12 protein-coding genes and 1 pseudogene are annotated in these 15,840 nt (G+C 72.9%); 3 read left to right on the top strand and 10 right to left on the bottom strand.

Translation table 11 applies throughout. From position 1 onward, the window contains the following. Position 1: 1 nt before the first annotated feature. The 9 genes and pseudogenes from ACFW48_RS20000 to ACFW48_RS19960 form a co-directional block, all read right to left on the bottom strand. Positions 2 to 1,117 carry a glycosyl hydrolase family 18 protein gene (locus ACFW48_RS20000; RefSeq protein ID WP_386316386.1) on the bottom strand — a complete coding sequence of 372 codons (1,116 nt, stop codon included), beginning with the start codon at positions 1,115 to 1,117 and terminating at the stop codon, positions 2 to 4. A gap of 242 nt (positions 1,118 to 1,359) precedes the next feature. Next, entirely contained in the window at positions 1,360 to 3,945 is a 2,586-nt protein-coding gene (locus tag ACFW48_RS19995) for a SpoIIE family protein phosphatase (RefSeq protein ID WP_386316385.1), read from the bottom strand. A gap of 334 nt (positions 3,946 to 4,279) precedes the next feature. Continuing rightward, on the bottom strand, positions 4,280 to 4,690 hold the full coding sequence (locus ACFW48_RS19990) for an ATP-binding protein (RefSeq protein ID WP_386316841.1): 411 nt from the start codon (positions 4,688 to 4,690) through the stop codon (positions 4,280 to 4,282). 135 nt (positions 4,691 to 4,825) lie between these two features. Further along, complete coding sequence (locus ACFW48_RS19985) at positions 4,826 to 5,248, bottom strand: (deoxy)nucleoside triphosphate pyrophosphohydrolase (RefSeq protein ID WP_310871410.1); 423 nt, start codon at positions 5,246 to 5,248, stop codon at positions 4,826 to 4,828. Positions 5,249 to 5,282: 34 nt separating this feature from the next. Further along, a pseudogene (locus tag ACFW48_RS19980) lies at positions 5,283 to 5,522 on the bottom strand (hypothetical protein); the annotation flags it as partial. Positions 5,523 to 5,846: 324 nt separating this feature from the next. Continuing rightward, positions 5,847 to 6,599 carry a GntR family transcriptional regulator gene (locus ACFW48_RS19975; RefSeq protein WP_386316384.1) on the bottom strand — a complete coding sequence of 251 codons (753 nt, stop codon included), beginning with the start codon at positions 6,597 to 6,599 and terminating at the stop codon, positions 5,847 to 5,849. 147 nt (positions 6,600 to 6,746) lie between these two features. Then, positions 6,747 to 7,943: a DUF4190 domain-containing protein gene (locus tag ACFW48_RS19970; RefSeq protein ID WP_386316382.1), complete on the bottom strand. Its 1,197-nt coding sequence runs from the start codon at positions 7,941 to 7,943 to the stop codon at positions 6,747 to 6,749. 301 nt (positions 7,944 to 8,244) lie between these two features. Further along, complete coding sequence (locus ACFW48_RS19965; RefSeq protein WP_386316380.1) at positions 8,245 to 9,828, bottom strand: S8 family serine peptidase; 1,584 nt, start codon at positions 9,826 to 9,828, stop codon at positions 8,245 to 8,247. Between the two features lie 265 nt (positions 9,829 to 10,093). Beyond that, positions 10,094 to 10,681, bottom strand: coding sequence for a helix-turn-helix domain-containing protein (locus ACFW48_RS19960; protein ID WP_386316378.1), 588 nt, complete (start codon positions 10,679 to 10,681; stop codon positions 10,094 to 10,096). Between the two features lie 142 nt (positions 10,682 to 10,823). Here ACFW48_RS19960 and ACFW48_RS19955 point away from each other — a divergent pair, with 142 nt between their 5' ends. The 3 genes from ACFW48_RS19955 (at position 10,824) to ACFW48_RS19945 (ending at position 13,459) form a co-directional block, all read left to right on the top strand. Next, positions 10,824 to 11,450, top strand: coding sequence for a class I SAM-dependent methyltransferase (locus ACFW48_RS19955; RefSeq protein WP_386316376.1), 627 nt, complete (start codon positions 10,824 to 10,826; stop codon positions 11,448 to 11,450). A gap of 39 nt (positions 11,451 to 11,489) precedes the next feature. Continuing rightward, positions 11,490 to 11,981 carry a DinB family protein gene (locus ACFW48_RS19950; protein ID WP_386316374.1) on the top strand — a complete coding sequence of 164 codons (492 nt, stop codon included), beginning with the start codon at positions 11,490 to 11,492 and terminating at the stop codon, positions 11,979 to 11,981. 293 nt (positions 11,982 to 12,274) lie between these two features. Continuing rightward, the gene (locus ACFW48_RS19945; protein WP_386316372.1) at positions 12,275 to 13,459 is read left to right on the top strand and encodes a type III polyketide synthase; all 1,185 of its coding nucleotides are present in this window, start codon (positions 12,275 to 12,277) and stop codon (positions 13,457 to 13,459) included. A gap of 15 nt (positions 13,460 to 13,474) precedes the next feature. Here ACFW48_RS19945 and ACFW48_RS19940 read toward each other — a convergent pair whose 3' ends face one another. Then, positions 13,475 to 15,637 carry a SpoIIE family protein phosphatase gene (locus tag ACFW48_RS19940; protein ID WP_386316370.1) on the bottom strand — a complete coding sequence of 721 codons (2,163 nt, stop codon included), beginning with the start codon at positions 15,635 to 15,637 and terminating at the stop codon, positions 13,475 to 13,477. Positions 15,638 to 15,840: the final 203 nt, after the last annotated feature.

Here is a 15,840-nt window from a genome sequence, read left to right as displayed (position 1 = left end):
CTCAGCGGACCCAGCCCTCTCGGTACTCGTCCCAGTTCGTCTCCGTCGCCGCGAAGTCGATGTACGGGGCGACACCGAAGAGCTTCCGGTCGGCGTCCGTCCGGGACAGACCGAGGCGGACGCCCCGGACGGCGGCTTCGACGGTCTCGGCGTGGCCCCAGTGGTCGAAGTTGCTCTCGTAGTAGAAGGGCAGGCCCATCAGCAGATGGGTGGTGGGTGGGGTGACCTCCAGGGCGAGAGAGGTCTGCTGGGCCACGTAGCCGCCGTAGGTGCCCTCCAGCGGCTGCGCGGTGTCGTAGGTCATCACGGCGATCTGGTCGACGCGGCGGGCGACCTGGCCGAAGAACTCCTGCGACCACCACTTGGGGTTCTCGGTGAAGACGCCGAAGACGGAGTGGAGGGCCGGGAGCGGGTCGATTTGGTGGGCGGCCACCGAGAGCCGCGCGTCCTGGGCACGGGTGACGGCGCGCAGGTCGTCCAGGAGGGAGAGGTAGTTCCGGTCGCCGGAGCGCAGGGGCTCCAGGTCGAGGTGGACGCCGTCGTAGCCCGCGTCCAGGACCTGGCGGGCGGAGTCGACGACGGCGGCGCGGGTGTCGGCCTTCGCCAGCCGCATGCCCTCGGTGCCCTCGGTGACCAGGACGTCGCCGAGGAAGGCCTGGACGCGGACGCCGGGCAGCTCGCGGTGGACGGCGTCGATCAGCCAGCGGGCCTTGGGGTAGCGGGCCTCGGGCAGGGTGCCGTCGTGTTCCAGCGGGCCGGTGTGGACGTACAGGTCGCGGATGCCGGTGGTCTCGACGCGGCGGGCGAAGGCGGCGAGGTCCGCATCGTCCTTGCGGCCGTCGACCCAGGCGTGGCCGAGCCACATCGCGTCGCGGTTCCTGGTGTGGGTGCCGTCGGCGGGGTCGCCCATGTAGTTGACGCGGAGGGCCGCCCCGGCGGTGAGGAGGGGCACGAGCAGGACGAGCAGGACGGCGAGGGTGACGCGGCGCAGGCGGCGGAGCCGCCTTTTTCTGTTCGTGTTCCCGTCCGCACCGGCCGGGCGGCTCTCGTCGCCGGGTTCGGGGGGTCCCTGTGGGGTTTCCTCGCCGCCGGCGGCTTTCGGTTCCGTGTGCTCCACGGCGTTCCCCTCCCTGTGGCCCGTCCCCGGTCGCGGTGGCCGGTACACGCGCATACGCTCCGAACGTGTTGCCAGCGTGGACGACTCGAACCGGTGTTCCGGTTGCGGCCGGGGGCGCGGCGCGATGATCTCCGCCGACCTGGTGCCGCCCCTGGTCACGGCCGGGGCGGCGCTGCTGCTGGCCGGATACGGCCACGTGCGCCGCACCCGGCGCGCCCGGACCCGTACGACACCGGGCCGGGTCAGAACAGGCTCAGCAGAGCCTCCGCCGGGTCCGTGAGCTGGGTGTCGGCGCCCGGGAGGGGCAGTTCGAACCACACCGTCTTGCCGCGCGGTGTACGGCGCGAACCCCAGGCCGCGCTGAGCAGGCCGACCAGTTGCAGGCCGCGGCCGCCCTCGTCGGTGTCGCGGGCGCGGCGCCGGCGGGGCTGGACCAGGCCGGTGTCCCAGACCTCGCAGACCAGGGTGCGGTCGAGGAGGAGGCGGAGTCTGATCTCGCCCTCGCCGTACCGCAGGGCGTTGGTGACCAGCTCGCTGACGAGCAGCTCCGTCGTGTCGACCAGCGGTTCCATGTCCCAGTCGAGCAGCTTGGCACGGGCCAGCTCGCGGGCCCGGCCCACGCTGCGCGGCTCGCGCGGCAGGGTCCAGTCGCCGACGGACTCGCTGGGCAGGCCCTGGACGCGGGCCATCAGCAGGGCGATGTCGTCCTCGCCGTGGTGGCTGTCGAGGGTGTTGAGGACCTGGTCGCAGACGTCCTCCAAGGGGCGCGTGGGGTCCGTGAGCGCGCCCACGAAGGCCTGGAGCCCCTCGTCGAGGGGGTGATCGCGGCTTTCGACCAGTCCATCCGTGTAGAGCGCGAGCAGGGAACCTTCGGGCAGTTCGACCTCCACCTCCTCGAAGGGCTCCCCGCCGACGCCGAGCGGTAGTCCCGGCGGCACGTCCAGCATCAGCGCGGACTCGCCGGGCTCGACCAGGACGGGCGGCAGGTGACCCGCGTTGGCGAAGGTGCAGCGCCTGGTCACCGAGTCGTAGACGGCGTAGACGCAGGTCGCCAGGTAGACCTCGGAGAGGTCGGCCTCGCGGGGCCGGCGGGCGGCCCGGGTCGCCTGCTGGACGCCCCCGGGGGCGCCGAGGCCGCGCGCGATCTCGTCCAGCTGGGAGAGCACCTCGGCCGGTTCGATGTCGAGCTGCGCCAGCGTCCGTACGGCCGTGCGGAGTTCGCCCATCGCGACGGCGGCGCGCAGACCGCGCCCCATGACGTCGCCGACCACCAACGCGGTGCGGTGGCCGGGGAGTTCGATCACGTCGAACCAGTCGCCCCCGACCTCGCTGGGCCGGCCGGTGGCCGCGTTGCCGGGCAGGTAGCGGCAGGCGATGTCGAGGCCGGACGCCTCGGGGTCGCCGGGCGGGAGCAGGGAGCGTTGCAGTATCAGCGCGCGTTCGTGTTCGCGCCGGTAGAGGCGGGCGTTGTCGATGCAGACGGCGGCCCGTGCGGCCAGTTCCACGGCGAGGTCGCGGTCGCGGTCCCCGAACGGCTCGCTGCCCTTCGTCCGGGCGAACCGCGCGAGTCCTACGACCGTGTCGTGGGCGACCATCGGCACGGCGAGCGTGGACTGCACGAGGCCGCCGTCCTCGGCGGGGACGAGGCGCGGTCGGGCGGTGCGCAGGGCGTCGGCACAGGGTGAGTTGAACCCGTAGTGGTGGACGGCGCCGAGCTCGACCTGCTCGCCGGTGCCGTGGAACGGCGCGTCGGAGACGGCGCTGGAGAAGGCGACGCGGCGCAGCTCCGCGCTGCCGTCGGCGAGGCCGGGTGGGGTCTCGTCGCCCACCAGCAGGCCCTGGTAGAGGTCGACGGTGGCCAGGTCGCAGAAGCCGGGGACGACGACGCCGAGGAGTTCGCGGGCGGTGGTCTCCAGGTCGAGGGAGTTGCCGATGCGGGCACCCGCCTCGTTGAGCAGGGCGAGGTTGCGGCGGGCGGCGGCGGCCTCGCGGGCGGCCTCGCGGCGAGCGGTGATGTCGGTTCCCAGCCAGGCCACGCCGATGGGCCGGCCGGAACCGCTGTGCACGCGGTAGAGGTTGACGGACCAGTGGCGGCGTTCCTCGGTGCCCGGCACGAAGCCCGTGACGTGCATGTCGGTGATGGAGTCGCCGGTCTCCAGCACCCGGCGCAGGGTCGCGCAGACGCGGTCGCCCTCGGCGCGCGGCAGGTAGTCGTGGACGCCCTTGCCGCGGTGGTCGTCGGGCGTGCCGCCGAAGACGGAGGCGAACCGCTGGTTGGCGCGGCGTACCCGGAGGTCGGGGTCGATCAGCAGGAAGCCGAACGGAGACTGGCCGAATATGGCCTGCGAGGCGGCGAGGTCGGTCTCGATGCTGCGCAGGACGCGGACGTCGACGACGATGCAGACGGCGGCCTTCTCCCCGTCCTGAGTGCGCGTCGGCATGACGTACACCTCGGCGAGCCCGCGCTGTCCGCGTCCGCGCTGTGCGCCGCCTGCCGCGGCGTCCGGCACCCGGAAGGGGACCACACCGGTCCACTCCCGTCCGTCGAGGATCTCGGCCATCTTGCGCTGGCCGCGTTCCCGCAGGTCGGGATCGATGAAGGCCTCGATGGGGTCGGTGCCCACGGCGTGCTCGGCCGGAATGCCGAGCAGTTGCTCCGCGCGCAGGCTCCACTGGTCGACGAGTCCGTCGGGGCCGATGGAGAAGGACGCGACCTTGATGTAGTCGTAGATGGAGCCGGGCGGGCTGCTCAGCCACACCGCGTCACCGAACGGCGCGCCGTCCGACGGGCCCTCGGACTCCGTGCCCCTCGCTGGTATCTCGCTCACGCGAACCGTCCCCTCCAGCTCACCGCGTCCGGCACCGGTCACCGGGGGCGGCTGCCCGCAGTATCCAGCACTACGGCGCCGCACGACACGGTGTTCACGATCACAGCACGGTCCCGATGGTTTTCGGTCCGGACCGTGACAACACTTCCAGTCTTCTAACCAGCGGACACGGCATCGAATCACGTAGTTCCACAACTGCCACTGGCCTGAACCAGTTGGCCGGCCCGACCGGGCCCGGCGCGGGGGCTTCGGCACCGTGCGGGACGCCGCGATGGCCGCGGTGCGGGGCGCGGGGTGCGCGGTGCGGGGCGCCGTGAAACGGTGCGTCACCCGGTCATTCCGGCACCGCGAGTTCGAACCACACCGTCTTGCCCACCTCTCCTGGCCGGGTTCCCCAGCGGCGGGCGGAGAAGGCCACCAGTTGCAGGCCCCGGCCGTCCTCGTCCCCGGGGCGGGCGACGCGCTCGCGGGGCGGGTCCGGAAGCGGGTCGGAGACCTCCACCAGCAGCACGCCGTCCGGTCCGGCGGGGTGGCGTACCAGGCGGACGCCGATGGGGCCGGTGGCGTGCCGCAGGGCGTTGGTGACCAGCTCGCTGACCAGCAGGGCGGCGATGTCGCCGACGCTGTCGAGGTCCCATCCGTGCAGGGTGCGGCGGACGAGGGAGCGGGCGGTCCGCACGGCGTCCGGTGCCGCGGGAAAGACCCATTCGGCACAGCCGCCTTCGCTGTCGATCACGCCGATCACTTCCCCGGCCGACACCCCCCACCCATGTCCGGATTCGTGGGGTTAATGGGTACATACCCGATATCCCGGCACCGGTACCGCCCGAGAGGGCGCACTGTGGCACCAACGGCGCACGGGACGCTCACGCTCGTACGCTCACACGCCCCGCGCGTCCGTCGCCGCCATACCCAGGTGGGCGAGCGCCCGCTCGACGGCCGGCACGTCCTGGTCGAGCCAGGGCACGTCCCAGATCTCGGCGGGGGCCAGCCAGCGCAGCGCGTCGTGGTCTTCAAGGGGTTCGGGGGAGGCGGAGCCGGGGAGCAGCCGCGCGGTCCACACGTGCAGGACGAAGGGCGTTCGCAGGGGCCACTGCCCCGGGACCCGCTCACCGGGCTCGGCCGTCACGCCCAGTTCCTCGCGCAGTTCGCGCACGAGCGCCGCCTCGGGCGTCTCGCCCGCCTCGACCTTGCCGCCGGGCAGCTCCCACCGTCCGGCCAGCTCGGCCGGTGCGCTGCGGCGTGCGGCGAGCAGTCGCCCGCCGTCGACGAGGGCGGCGCCCACCACGATCCGTTCCGTCATGCGCCGGAGCCTACGGCCTGTCCCGCCGGTGCGGTCAGCCCGCCGTGCCCGTTCCGTTCGGGCCGAGCTTCTCGACCCAGTAGAGCTGCTTGTGGCCGCGACCGTCGAGGGTGTCCGCGATCCTCTGGGCCTCGGCCCGGGTCGCGTACCTGCCCACGCGGTAGCGGTTGCCGTTGTCGTCCTGCCGGAAGACCAGCCAGGGAAGAGTGACCGTGCCGTCGTTCATCGCGCCCCTCCACTTCCCGCCCACGGCCCGCGCCGCGCCCCGCCCGCTAAGGAAACCGCAATCCGCATATGCCCGAGCCTACGCCTAACCTTCACGCAGCGAATACGGCTTTACACAAAGAGGTACGCAACCAGTCAGACCGCAAGGGGCGCACGATACGAAACGCGCCGCCCGCGCACCAACGCCTCCGGTCGGAGGCATACCGGGAACCTCGCGGACGACCTGCGCGAACGACCGGTTTCCGACACCGCGCGGACGGCGCCACGGAGTGCGGACACCAGTGCGAGCAGAGAAAAGGGGCGCGGGAGGCGCACGAGAGGCGTGCGCCATCTCACACCACCGGCAGGAGCGTGAACTCCCCCGGCGCCGCCGCTACTTGACGGGCAGGTGGTACGCCACCCGGTAGCGGTCGGCCGGGACGACCACGTCGGCCGTCTCCACCGCCCGGCCCGAGGCGTAGAACGTGCGCTGGACGACCAGGACCACGTGTCCCGGAACACCCCCGAGGGCGAGCAGTTCCTCGGCGAGGCCGGGGCGGGCGCCGACCTCCTCGGTGACGTTGTCGACGACCACGTCGATGGCGGCCATCCGCTCCACGACACCCATGCCGCCGAGCGGGCCCTCCTCGGGCAGCATCACCGGCGTCCGGCCGATGAGGTCCAGCGGCTCCCAGGAGGTGGAGAGCATCATGGCCTCGCCGCCCTCCCGGAAGACGTACCGCGTGCACATCACCCGGTCCCCGGGTTTGATCCCGAGCCGTTCGGCGACGGCGCCGCTCGCCTCGGCCTGCTCGCTGCGCGACTCCCAGGTGCCGCGCGCCCCGGCGTCGGCCTGCTCCTGCCGGAAGGGTGTGGCACCGCCGGCCGGCCGGTACCCGGAGCGGGCGATGCGCCGGGGCACGGGCCGCTCGCGCACATACGTCCCGGAACCGGAGCGGCCCTCGACCAGTCCCTCGGCCATCAGCACCTTGCGCGCCTCGAGGGCGACGGTGTCCGAGACGCCGTACTCCTCGCGGATCCGCGCCTGGGACGGGAGGCGGGTGTGGGGCGGCAGCAGGCCGTCGGCGATCTTCTTGCGGAGATCACCCGCGACACGCAGATACGCCGGCTGCTCACCGAAAGTCACTGGCCGCTCCCATCAGGTTGTACAGACAGCAACAGCGTGGCAACCGTAGGTTGTGCCAGGCAAGCAAAGGCCAAAGAATCACTCGATGTGATGACTTGTGGCGTCGAAGGGCTTTACGCAGGCACTTTCTCCCCGCTATAGCCGCCGTCACACCTCCTTGCCGGGACTCTCTCCCCCGCCGTCACCGCCCTCCTCATACACCGGCGGCGTGGTATCCAGCCCCAGAGCCTTGCGGGCCGTGACCGTCGAGTCGGCCTCGATGAGCGCGAAGCCCTTGTCGAGGTGCTCGTAGTACGTGTCGACATCGGTGGCCTCGGCCGCCAGGCCCCATTCCTTCCGGGCCGTCTCCAGATCCTCGACCAGGTCGGCGACCGGCCGCTGGGCGTCGGAGGACCAGCTGTGTCCGCGCAGCATCCCGGTCTCCCGGACGAGCGCGTGCGACATCCGCCCCGCCCAGACCTGGTACCCGGCGAGGTCCTCCTCGACGGTCTCCGCCACCGGCATCTCGTCCATGGCCCGGTTGAGGAAGCCCTCCGCCACCAGGTAGGTGTGCTGGCCGGAGTCGAGCCTGGTGCCGTCCTTGCGCAGCGAGCCGGTCAGCGTGCCCCGCTCGTCCGTGTTCCCGAACAGGCAGGTGATCTCGCGGTCGCCCGTGCGCCAGCTCTGCGAGGTCGGGGTCAGGTAGTACACGTCGACGTCGGCCGGCAGGGCCCACCGGTCCATGGCGTACGTGTCCTGGAGGGCGTAGCACCTCTCGTCGGCGGCCCGGGTGACCTCCCCGTCGCCCGGGAAGGTGCCGCCCGGCAGCTCGAAGGCGGCGAACACCTCGCCGTCGTGCTCCTCCTCGCAGGGCACCTCGTCGACGTCGTACGTCACCCCCCGCAGAGATCCGCTGGGGGTGGTGAAGCACTGGCCCTTCTCCAGCGAGTAGGCGGTGCCCTCGCCGCGCGCGGCGTCCCGGAAGCCGTCCCAGAAGTCGGCGGCGGCGCCCGTGGAGAGCGACACCACCCACAGCGCCAACCCCACGGACGACAGCACGGAACCGGCCACGGCGAACCCCTTGCCCCGCTCGCCCCTCCGCCTGATCTGGGCCAGCGCGATCAGCCCCAGCACTAGCCCGACCGCCGGCACGAAGCACAGGACGCCGAGCACGAACGCGGCGATGGCCACGCCGTTGACGGGCGGCTGCCGGGGGTACGCCCCGTAGGGCTGGCCCCAGCCGCCGGGATACGGCTGCCGCGGCGGGTAGGGCCCCGGCGGGTAGGGGCCCTGCGAGTGCGGCCCCGGTAGGTGCTGCCCCTGGTCGTAGGGCCCTTGAGGGCCGGGCGGCGGCGGTATGGACACGGGTACCGTGCTCCTGTTTCGGGCGGTGACGCAGAAGGCGCCGCGGGGCTGGGGGCGGCCGGGCCCGACAGCGGGCCCGGCCGACCGATCACTGAGCGCATGGTAGGCGCGCGCGGCGGCACGGTGTTCTCCGAGGTGGGTGCGTGGTCCCCGCGGACTGCCCATCGGGTGCGCGAGTGCTCGCGGGCGACGAGGGCACCGGCACACGCGTCTCGCCCTCGCGGCGGGCCGGGTCGCCGACCCGGAGCCGCACCGCGAGGGCGAGGTCCTTCACTGAGGTGCCGTCAGGCTCTCGGGAGTGTCAGAACTGCAGGGCCCAGGCGTCGATCCGCCCGGTGTCCCAGGACGCGTTGTCGCTGACCCGCAGCTTCCACGTGCCGTTCGCGGTCTCCGAGGAGGCGTTCACGGTGTACGTGGTGTTGATGTCGTTCGCGCTGCCGCCGGTGCCGTACGACTTCAGCGTGTACGCCGTGCCGTCCGGGGCGACCAACTGGACCTGGAGGTCACCGATGTAGCTGTGGACGATGTTCACCTCGACGGCCAGGGCCGAGGGCGCGTTGCCCGGGACGCCGGAGACGGTCACCGGGGACTCGACGGTGGCATTGTCCCGGATGGTGTAGTCGCCGGTGTTCTCGAAGCGGTCGCCGGTCGGCGGGGGCGTGGTGTCGCCGTCGCCGACGTACAGCAGGCGGTTGGGCGAGCCGCTGCCCGGGTTCGAGACGACGCCGCTGGTGGCGGTGGTCGTCAGCGCGGAGGCGACCTGGGAGGGGGTGGCCGTGGGGTTGTCGGCCAGGTACAGCGCGGCCGCCCCGGCGACGTGCGGGCTCGCCATGGACGTACCGGAGATGGTGTTGGTGGCCGAGTCGCCGCTGTTCCAGGCCGAGGTGATCGACGAACCGGGCGCGAACAGGTCCAGGACCGATCCGTAGTTGGAGTAGCTCGCGCGGGCGTCGCTCGATGTGGTGGCGCCGACCGTGATCGCCTCCGTCACCCGGGCCGGGGACTTGGTGGAGGCGTTGGTGGACTCGTTGCCGGCCGCGACGGCGAAGGTGATGCCGGAGGCGATGGCGTTGCGCACGGCCGTGTCCAGGGCGCTGTCGGCGCCGCCGCCGAGGGACATGTTGGCGACGGCCGGCTTGACCGCGTTGCGGGCGACCCAGTCAATGCCCGCGACGACCTGCGCGGTGGTGCCGGAGCCGGAGTTGTTCAGCACCCGGACGCCGACGATCTTCGCCTGCTTGGCGACGCCGTAGGCGCTGCCGCCGACGGTGCCGGCGACGTGGGTGCCGTGGCCGTGGCCGTCCTGGGCGGTGTTGTCGTTGTCGATGGCGTCGTAGCCGTAGGAGGCGCGGCCGCCGAAGTCGTTGTGGGTGATGCGGACGCCGGTGTCGATGACGTACGCGGTCACGCCCTGTCCGGCGCTGTCCGAATAGGTGTACGAGCTGTCCAGCGGGCGGTTCTGCTGGTCGATGCGGTCCAGGCCCCAGGACGGCGGGTTGGGCTGGGTGCCGGTGACGTGGAAGGTGCGGTTCTGGACGACGGAGGCGACGGCCGGGTCGGCGGCGAGACGTTTCGCCTCGGTCTCGGACGCCTCGACCGCGTAGCCGTTGAGGGCCTTGGTGTACGTGCGCTCGATGTCGGCGCCGTGGCGCTTCGCGACGGCGCGGCCCTCGGCCGAACCGGCCTTCGCCTCCTCCGCCTTCAGGGTCACTATGTAGCTGCCGGCGACCGCGTTCGCCGCGTCCTCGTACTGGATGCGGCCCTCCGCCGCGGTGGCGGGGAGCGCGGAGACGAGGCTCGCGGCGAGGGCCGCGGTGGCCGCGGCGCTGACGGCGGCCAGTCTTCGCCGGGTGGTGCGGTGGGGGTGCTGACGCAGCACTGCCATGTGAGGGGTCCTCCTCAGTCGGTGGTGCGTGGTGGGGTTCGTGCACGCCGAGCAGGCCGCTCCCGGTGGCGACCATTGGGTCATGGTCATGCCAATCCGGGGCGACTTTGGTGCGTCAGCCGAAAGATTGAGGCTTCCAGAGGAATAACACAAGAGCCGTGCACGGATGTGCGGGCCCCCAGGCCGTTTGAGCGAACTGCTTCCCGAGTCGCTTCCTGAACCGTCGTTCAGCCGTCCGCCCAGGAGGCCGGACCCCGCGCGTGCGCTACGCGACCGGCGGGGAGCCGGTGCGTACGTGCGCACGCACCCCTTGCAGGCCGAACAGGACGAGAAGCTCGACCGCGCCACCGTCGGCGCTGCCCAGCCAGTGCGGCAGGGACGTGTCGAACTCGGCGGCCTCACCGGGCGCCAGCGTCAGGTCGCGCTCGCCGACCACCAACCGCAGCCGGCCGGCCAGCACGTAGAGCCATTCGAAGCCCTCGTGCGTCTGCGGGGTCGGTTCGAGCGGCCGGGGCCGGCTCGGGATGATCATTTTGAAGGCCTGCGTCCCGCCCGGCCGCCGGGACAGCGGCACGAAGACCATCCCGAACCGCCGGATCGGCTTCAGGTGAATGCGGGGGTCGCCCGTGCGCGGGGCACCGACGAGGTCGTCCAGCGGAACGTCGTAGATCCGGGCGAGCGGCAGCAGCAGCTCCAGGGTCGCCCGGCGCCGCCCGCTCTCCAGCCGGGACAGCGTGCTCTCCGACACCCCGGTGGCCGCCGAGAGGTCGGCGAGGGTGATGCCGCGGTCGCGCCGCAGCGCACGCAGCCGCGGACCCACCGCGCCGAGTACGTCTTCCGTTCCGCCGTCCACCGGGCCACCTTGCCACAACGGCAAGATTCCGTGCCGGTTCGCGAGGCGTCCGATGAGACTGACCGCATCACGACAGGCAAGCCCGACAGGGAATCCCGACAGGCGGTCCCGGCGGGCGATCCCGACAGACGAAGGAGCTTCGATGAGCGCCACCGATGCGGTCACGTTCTGGGACGGCGTCTACGCCGGCCGGCCGTCGGCCACCGACCCGCGGCCGAACGGCCGTCTCGTCGAGACGGTCACCGACCTGCCGCCCGGCGACGCGCTGGACCTCGGATGCGGCGACGGCGGCGACTCGCTGTGGCTCGCCCGCCGGGGATGGCGGGTCACCGCCGTCGACATCTCGGCCGTGGCGGCCGAGCGGCTCGCCGACCACGCCCGCTCACTCGGCCTCGGCGACCTGGTCACCGCCGAGCAGCACGATCTGCGCGCGTCCTTCCCCGAGGGCCGGTTCGACCTGGTCTCCGCCCACTACCTCCACACCCCCTTCGACCTGGACCGGGCGGCGGTCCTGCGCACGGCCGCGCACGCGCTGCGCCCGGGCGGGCGGCTGCTGGTCGTCGACCACGGCTCCACCGCGCCGTGGTCGTGGAACCAGGATCCCGACGTCCGGTACCCGACCCCGCGGGAGGTCGCGGCGGGCATCGGCCTGGACCCGGCGACGTGGACGGTCGAGCGGGCCGAGGCGCCCCGCCGGATCGCGACCGGCCCGGGCGGGCGCACCGCCGAGGTCGTCGACCACGTCCTGCTCGTCCGCCGCACCGCCTGACCGGCCGGCCCGAGACCCGCCCCCCTGAAGGAGGCCACCATGCCCACCGCAGCCCGCCGCAGGGACACCCCTCCGCCCCGGACCGGAAGCAGCGAGGCCGAGGTGCTGCGCGGATTCCTCGACTACCTCCGGACCTCGATGACCGCGAAGGTCGACGGCGCCCCCGAGCCGCTGGTCCGCACGGCCCAAGTCCCCTCGGGCACGAACCTGCTCGGCCTGCTCAACCACCTGGCCCTCGTCGAGCGCGCGCTCTTCCTGGGCGAGCAGGTCACCGACTGGCAGGGGACCTTCCACGCCGCACCGGAGGACGGCGTCGCCGACGTCGTCGCCCGCTACCGGGAGGCCGTCGAGCGTGCGAACGCCGTCCTCGACGGGTGCACGGACCTCGGCGAGCCGGTCCCCCGGCCGCGGCCGGGCCGTCCCGCGCCCAGCGTCCGCTGGGCGCTCACCCACATGATCGAGGAGACCGGCCGCCACGCCGGTCACGCGGACATCCTCCGTGAGCTGATCGACGGCACGACAGGGCGCTGACCCCGCCCGGTCCCCTGGTTGACGGCGCGTCAGAGCGGGTCGGTGGAAGCACGCCGGAACCTCCACCCCGCGGGTGTGTGCCGTGTCACGCCCCCAAAGGTCGCCCAAGTTGCCTGCATCACAGCGGAAATGTCCCTTTGGCGTCCATGCTCGGAACGGATGCCGACGCCCGAAGCAGAGCGCAGCGGCGTTTTCCCGGACGTTCCCGGATCTTCCCGGGTGTGAAGTGCCAAGTACCCCGTTCCCAGGCACTCCTGACGTCCTCCCCCGTTCCCCGCAGAAAGGCGCGAACCGTGGCCGCATACCTGTGCCCTCCCGCCGTGATACACGGCGAGCACACCGTGGAGACCGACCAGATCGTGGCGGAAGTACGCGGCCGGCACCCGCACGCGCCGTGGGCGCCCCGGATCGACGGCATCGCGGCCAGTACGGGCATCGAGACCCGCGGGTGGATGCTGCCGCTGGAGACCGCCGTCGCACCCGGTGACGGGAGCGGCCCGGTGGCCGGCGGCATCGGGGCGGCCCGAGAGGCGCTGGCCCGCGACGGGTTCACCGAGCAGGACGTGGACCGCGCGGTCGCCGCCCTGGAGTCGATACCCGCGCCGCAGACCGTCCAGGAGCGCACCGCGCCGGCCTGGGAGGCCGTGCGGGCCTACGGGGAGCGCGCGGCACGCGGGGCCCTGCAGATCGCCGGGCTGGACGCCTCGGACGTCGACTGTCTGATAACCAGTCACTCCACCACCCCGGCGCTGCCGGGTCTGGACGTCGCACTGGCCAACAGGCTTCCGCTCCGCAACGACGTGATGCTGCTGCCGGCCACGCAGTGGGCCTGCGTGGCCGGGACCCGCTCCCTGGCGCTGGCGGCCGAACTCGTGGCCGCGGACCCCGACCGGGTGGTCCTGGTCGTGATCGCGGAGGCGCTCAGCACGACCTACCAGCCCGCGGACGACACTCTGGAGTCCCTGATCGTCCGGCTGCTGTTCGCGGACACCGCGGTCGCCGCGGTGGTCACGGGCCGCCCGCGGCCCGAGTCGGTGCTGCGGCTGGACACCGCCTGGCACCACACCCTGCCGGGCACCCAGGACCTGCACCGCCTGGACACCCGGTCGGACGGCACCCACTTCGTGATGGACCGGCGCGGGCCGCGCGCCGTACAGGAGACGGTCACCGCCATGTGGGAGTGGCTGCGCCTGCGCTACCGGGACCACCCCGACTCCTGGCACCCCGACGTCCTGCTCGCGCACCCCGGCGGGACCCGGGTGCTGGAGTACATGGAGCAGACGATGCCCGACGCGTGGCCGTCGGGGCTGCTGGACTACAGCCGGGACAGCTACACCAGCGGCAACCGCGGCGGCGCCGCCGTGTTCGACATCATGCGCAGGGCGCACGACGCCGGGCGGAAGCCGGGTGATCGTGCCGTCCTGTACGCGGCGGCCCCGGGCCTCACGGCCACCGCCCTGGAAGGGGAGTGGCTGTAGCGCGCCCCGGCCGCGTCACCTCGCGACCTTCGCCCAGACCACCTTGCCGTCGTCCGTCCAGCGCACCCCCCACCCGGTGGTGAGCCGGTGCACCACGTGCAGGCCACGACCAGCGTCGTCGAGGAGCCCGCACGGGCCCAGCCTCGGCCTGCCGTTGCCGGTGTCTCCCACCTCGCACAGCAGGCCGTGACCGGCCCTGATCAGCCGCACCGTGATGGGTCCGCCGGCGAACCGGACCGCGTTGGTGACCAGCTCACTGACCAGCAGCAGCACGCTGTCCCGGGTGTCGTCCCTGCTGCGCCACTGCCGCAGCGACGCGGAGACCAGCGTGCGGGCCCGGGCGGCCGCGTCGTCGCGGGCGGGCAGCCGCCAGGTCGCGGTGTCGCCCTTGCGGTATCCGATCATGCGTGCGAGCAGTAGGGTCACGTCATCACGCCGGCGCCCGGGCGCCAGCGCGGAGACCACGTGCCGAGCGGCCGCCGGCAGGCCGTCCCAGGGGTGCACCGCGGCCACGGCGTCCGCCAGCCTGCCGATGCCCTCGTCGATCGACAGGGCGGGATCCTCCACCAGGCCGTCGGTGTAGAGGGCGAGCAGGGAACCCGGGGGTACGGCGAACGTGTGCACGTCGAACGGCTCCCGCAGCGCGAACTCGGCGCCCAGGCCGGGGTGGGGACGGACCGCGAGCGGGCCGGGGTGCCCGTCCGGGGGCACCAGTACCGGGGGGAGGTGGCCGGCGCTGGCCAGCGCCACGTGGTGGCTGACCGGGTCGTAGACGGCGATGCAGCAGGTCGACCCGAGGGCGCTGTAGCCGGCCGCCAGCCCGGACTCCGCGTCGTCCAACAGCGACACGGTCTCGTCCAGGTGCTCCAGCACCTCGTCGGGCGCCAGCCCCGCGGACAGCAGCGCGCGGGCCTCCATGCTCAGCTGGCCCATGGTCGCCGCGGCTCCCAGGCCGTGCCCGACGACGTCGCCGACCACCAGCGCGGTACGGCCGTCCGGCAGCGGAAAGCTGTTCACCCAGTCACCGCCGACGCCCGCGCTGTCGGGGGTGGCGGGCTGGTAGACGCTGGCGGTCTCGATGGTGTCGCCGCCGGTCCGCGGCAGCAGGCGGCGCTGCAACGCCAGCACCTGCGTGTGCTCGCGCTGGTGCTGGCGGGCCAGGTCGACGTGATGGGAGGTCCTGGCCACCAGTTCCTGCAGGTCGAACAGCTCGCTGTCGTAAAAGGGACGGTCCGCCCGCCGCCAGACCTCCGCCACCCCCAGTACGACGGGCGGCGTGCCCTCCAGGACCAGCGGTATGCACGCCACACCCGCCGACCGCTCACTGGGCACCAGGGCACGCACCAGCCGCGGACTGCCGAGTACCCGCTCGATCGCCTCCCGGTCGGGTATGACGATGGCCTGGGCGGCATCGTCGCGCCGTATCGCTTGCGACAGCAGGCGGCTCGCGTCGCGGGGAAGATCGTCGCCCGGAGTCAGATAGCCCTCGGGCCACGCCCGGTCCGGCACCAGGGCCGCCCGGCGCAGCCGGATGCGCCCCGGCGCCTGATCGGTGACCCCCTCGCCCGTCCACACGGCGAAGTCGAGGTCGATGGCGGCCACGTCTCCCCAGGCCAGCAGGGACTCCGCCAGCGACTGCGCGGTCTCCCCGATGTCCAGCGAGGTGCCGATCGCGGTCTCGGCGGCGTACAGGTGCAGTCTCCTGGCCATGGCGATCAGGGAGACGGTCAGGCCCTCATGGGGTTGCGCGGCGGCCAGGATGCTCATCGAGACCACCAGCTCCGACCCGTCGCGGCGCCGCAGGCGCTGGACCCGGGCGACGTGCGCGTCACCCGTCTCGAGCACCTGCCGCAACCGCCGCGTGACCGTCGGTACGTCCCCGGGCGGCAGAAGATCGACGATCGGGCTCCCGGTCACGACGTCCAGCCCCGCGAAGACGGGGGCGTCCAGATTGCTGCGGGTGATCCGGAGGTCCCGGTCCAGGTTGACCACGCCGAGGATCTGCTCCTGACGGCGGGCCGCCTGGCCGGCGGGTACGGGTCGGCGGGCGGTGCGGTCACCCTGCGAGTCGGCCGGACCGGCGGCCGCTGCCGCTCCGCCGCGCGGGATGTACTTCCCCAAGGCACTGCTGACCAGGTCGAACGGCGACGAGGACGAGGGGGAGGGTGTGGAGTCCATGCGGCTCTCTCCGCTCGCTCACCAACCCCGGCAGCGCCGGGGCCGTACCAGAAGCCGTGCGACGGGACCCCGAGATTCCTGACCGCACACCTCATTCAATAACACCCGGGGCCGCTTCGCCCACACCAGCGGAAAGCGCGGTGAACCGGGACAATGAGGGAATACGGCGCTCACCGACCCCCTGCCTCGCCTGCCGTCTCCGG

It is taken from the genome of Streptomyces sp. NPDC058812 (genome assembly GCF_042744565.1).
Lineage (GTDB): Bacteria > Actinomycetota > Actinomycetes > Streptomycetales > Streptomycetaceae > Streptomyces > Streptomyces thinghirensis.
This window is presented reverse-complemented; position numbering and strand designations above follow the sequence as displayed.

Bases quoted from the DNA above. Each gene is read 5' to 3' on its own strand.
- ACFW48_RS19940 (WP_386316370.1), bottom strand. From the start codon at position 15,637: ATGGACTCCACACCCTCCCCCTCGTCCTCGTCGCCGTTCGACCTGGTC.
- ACFW48_RS19985 (WP_310871410.1), bottom strand. From the start codon at position 5,248: ATGACGGAACGGATCGTGGTGGGCGCCGCCCTCGTCGACGGCGGGCGA.
- ACFW48_RS19955 (WP_386316376.1), top strand. From the start codon at position 10,824: ATGAGCGCCACCGATGCGGTCACGTTCTGGGACGGCGTCTACGCCGGC.
- ACFW48_RS19965 (WP_386316380.1), bottom strand. From the start codon at position 9,828: ATGGCAGTGCTGCGTCAGCACCCCCACCGCACCACCCGGCGAAGACTG.
- ACFW48_RS19950 (WP_386316374.1), top strand. From the start codon at position 11,490: ATGCCCACCGCAGCCCGCCGCAGGGACACCCCTCCGCCCCGGACCGGA.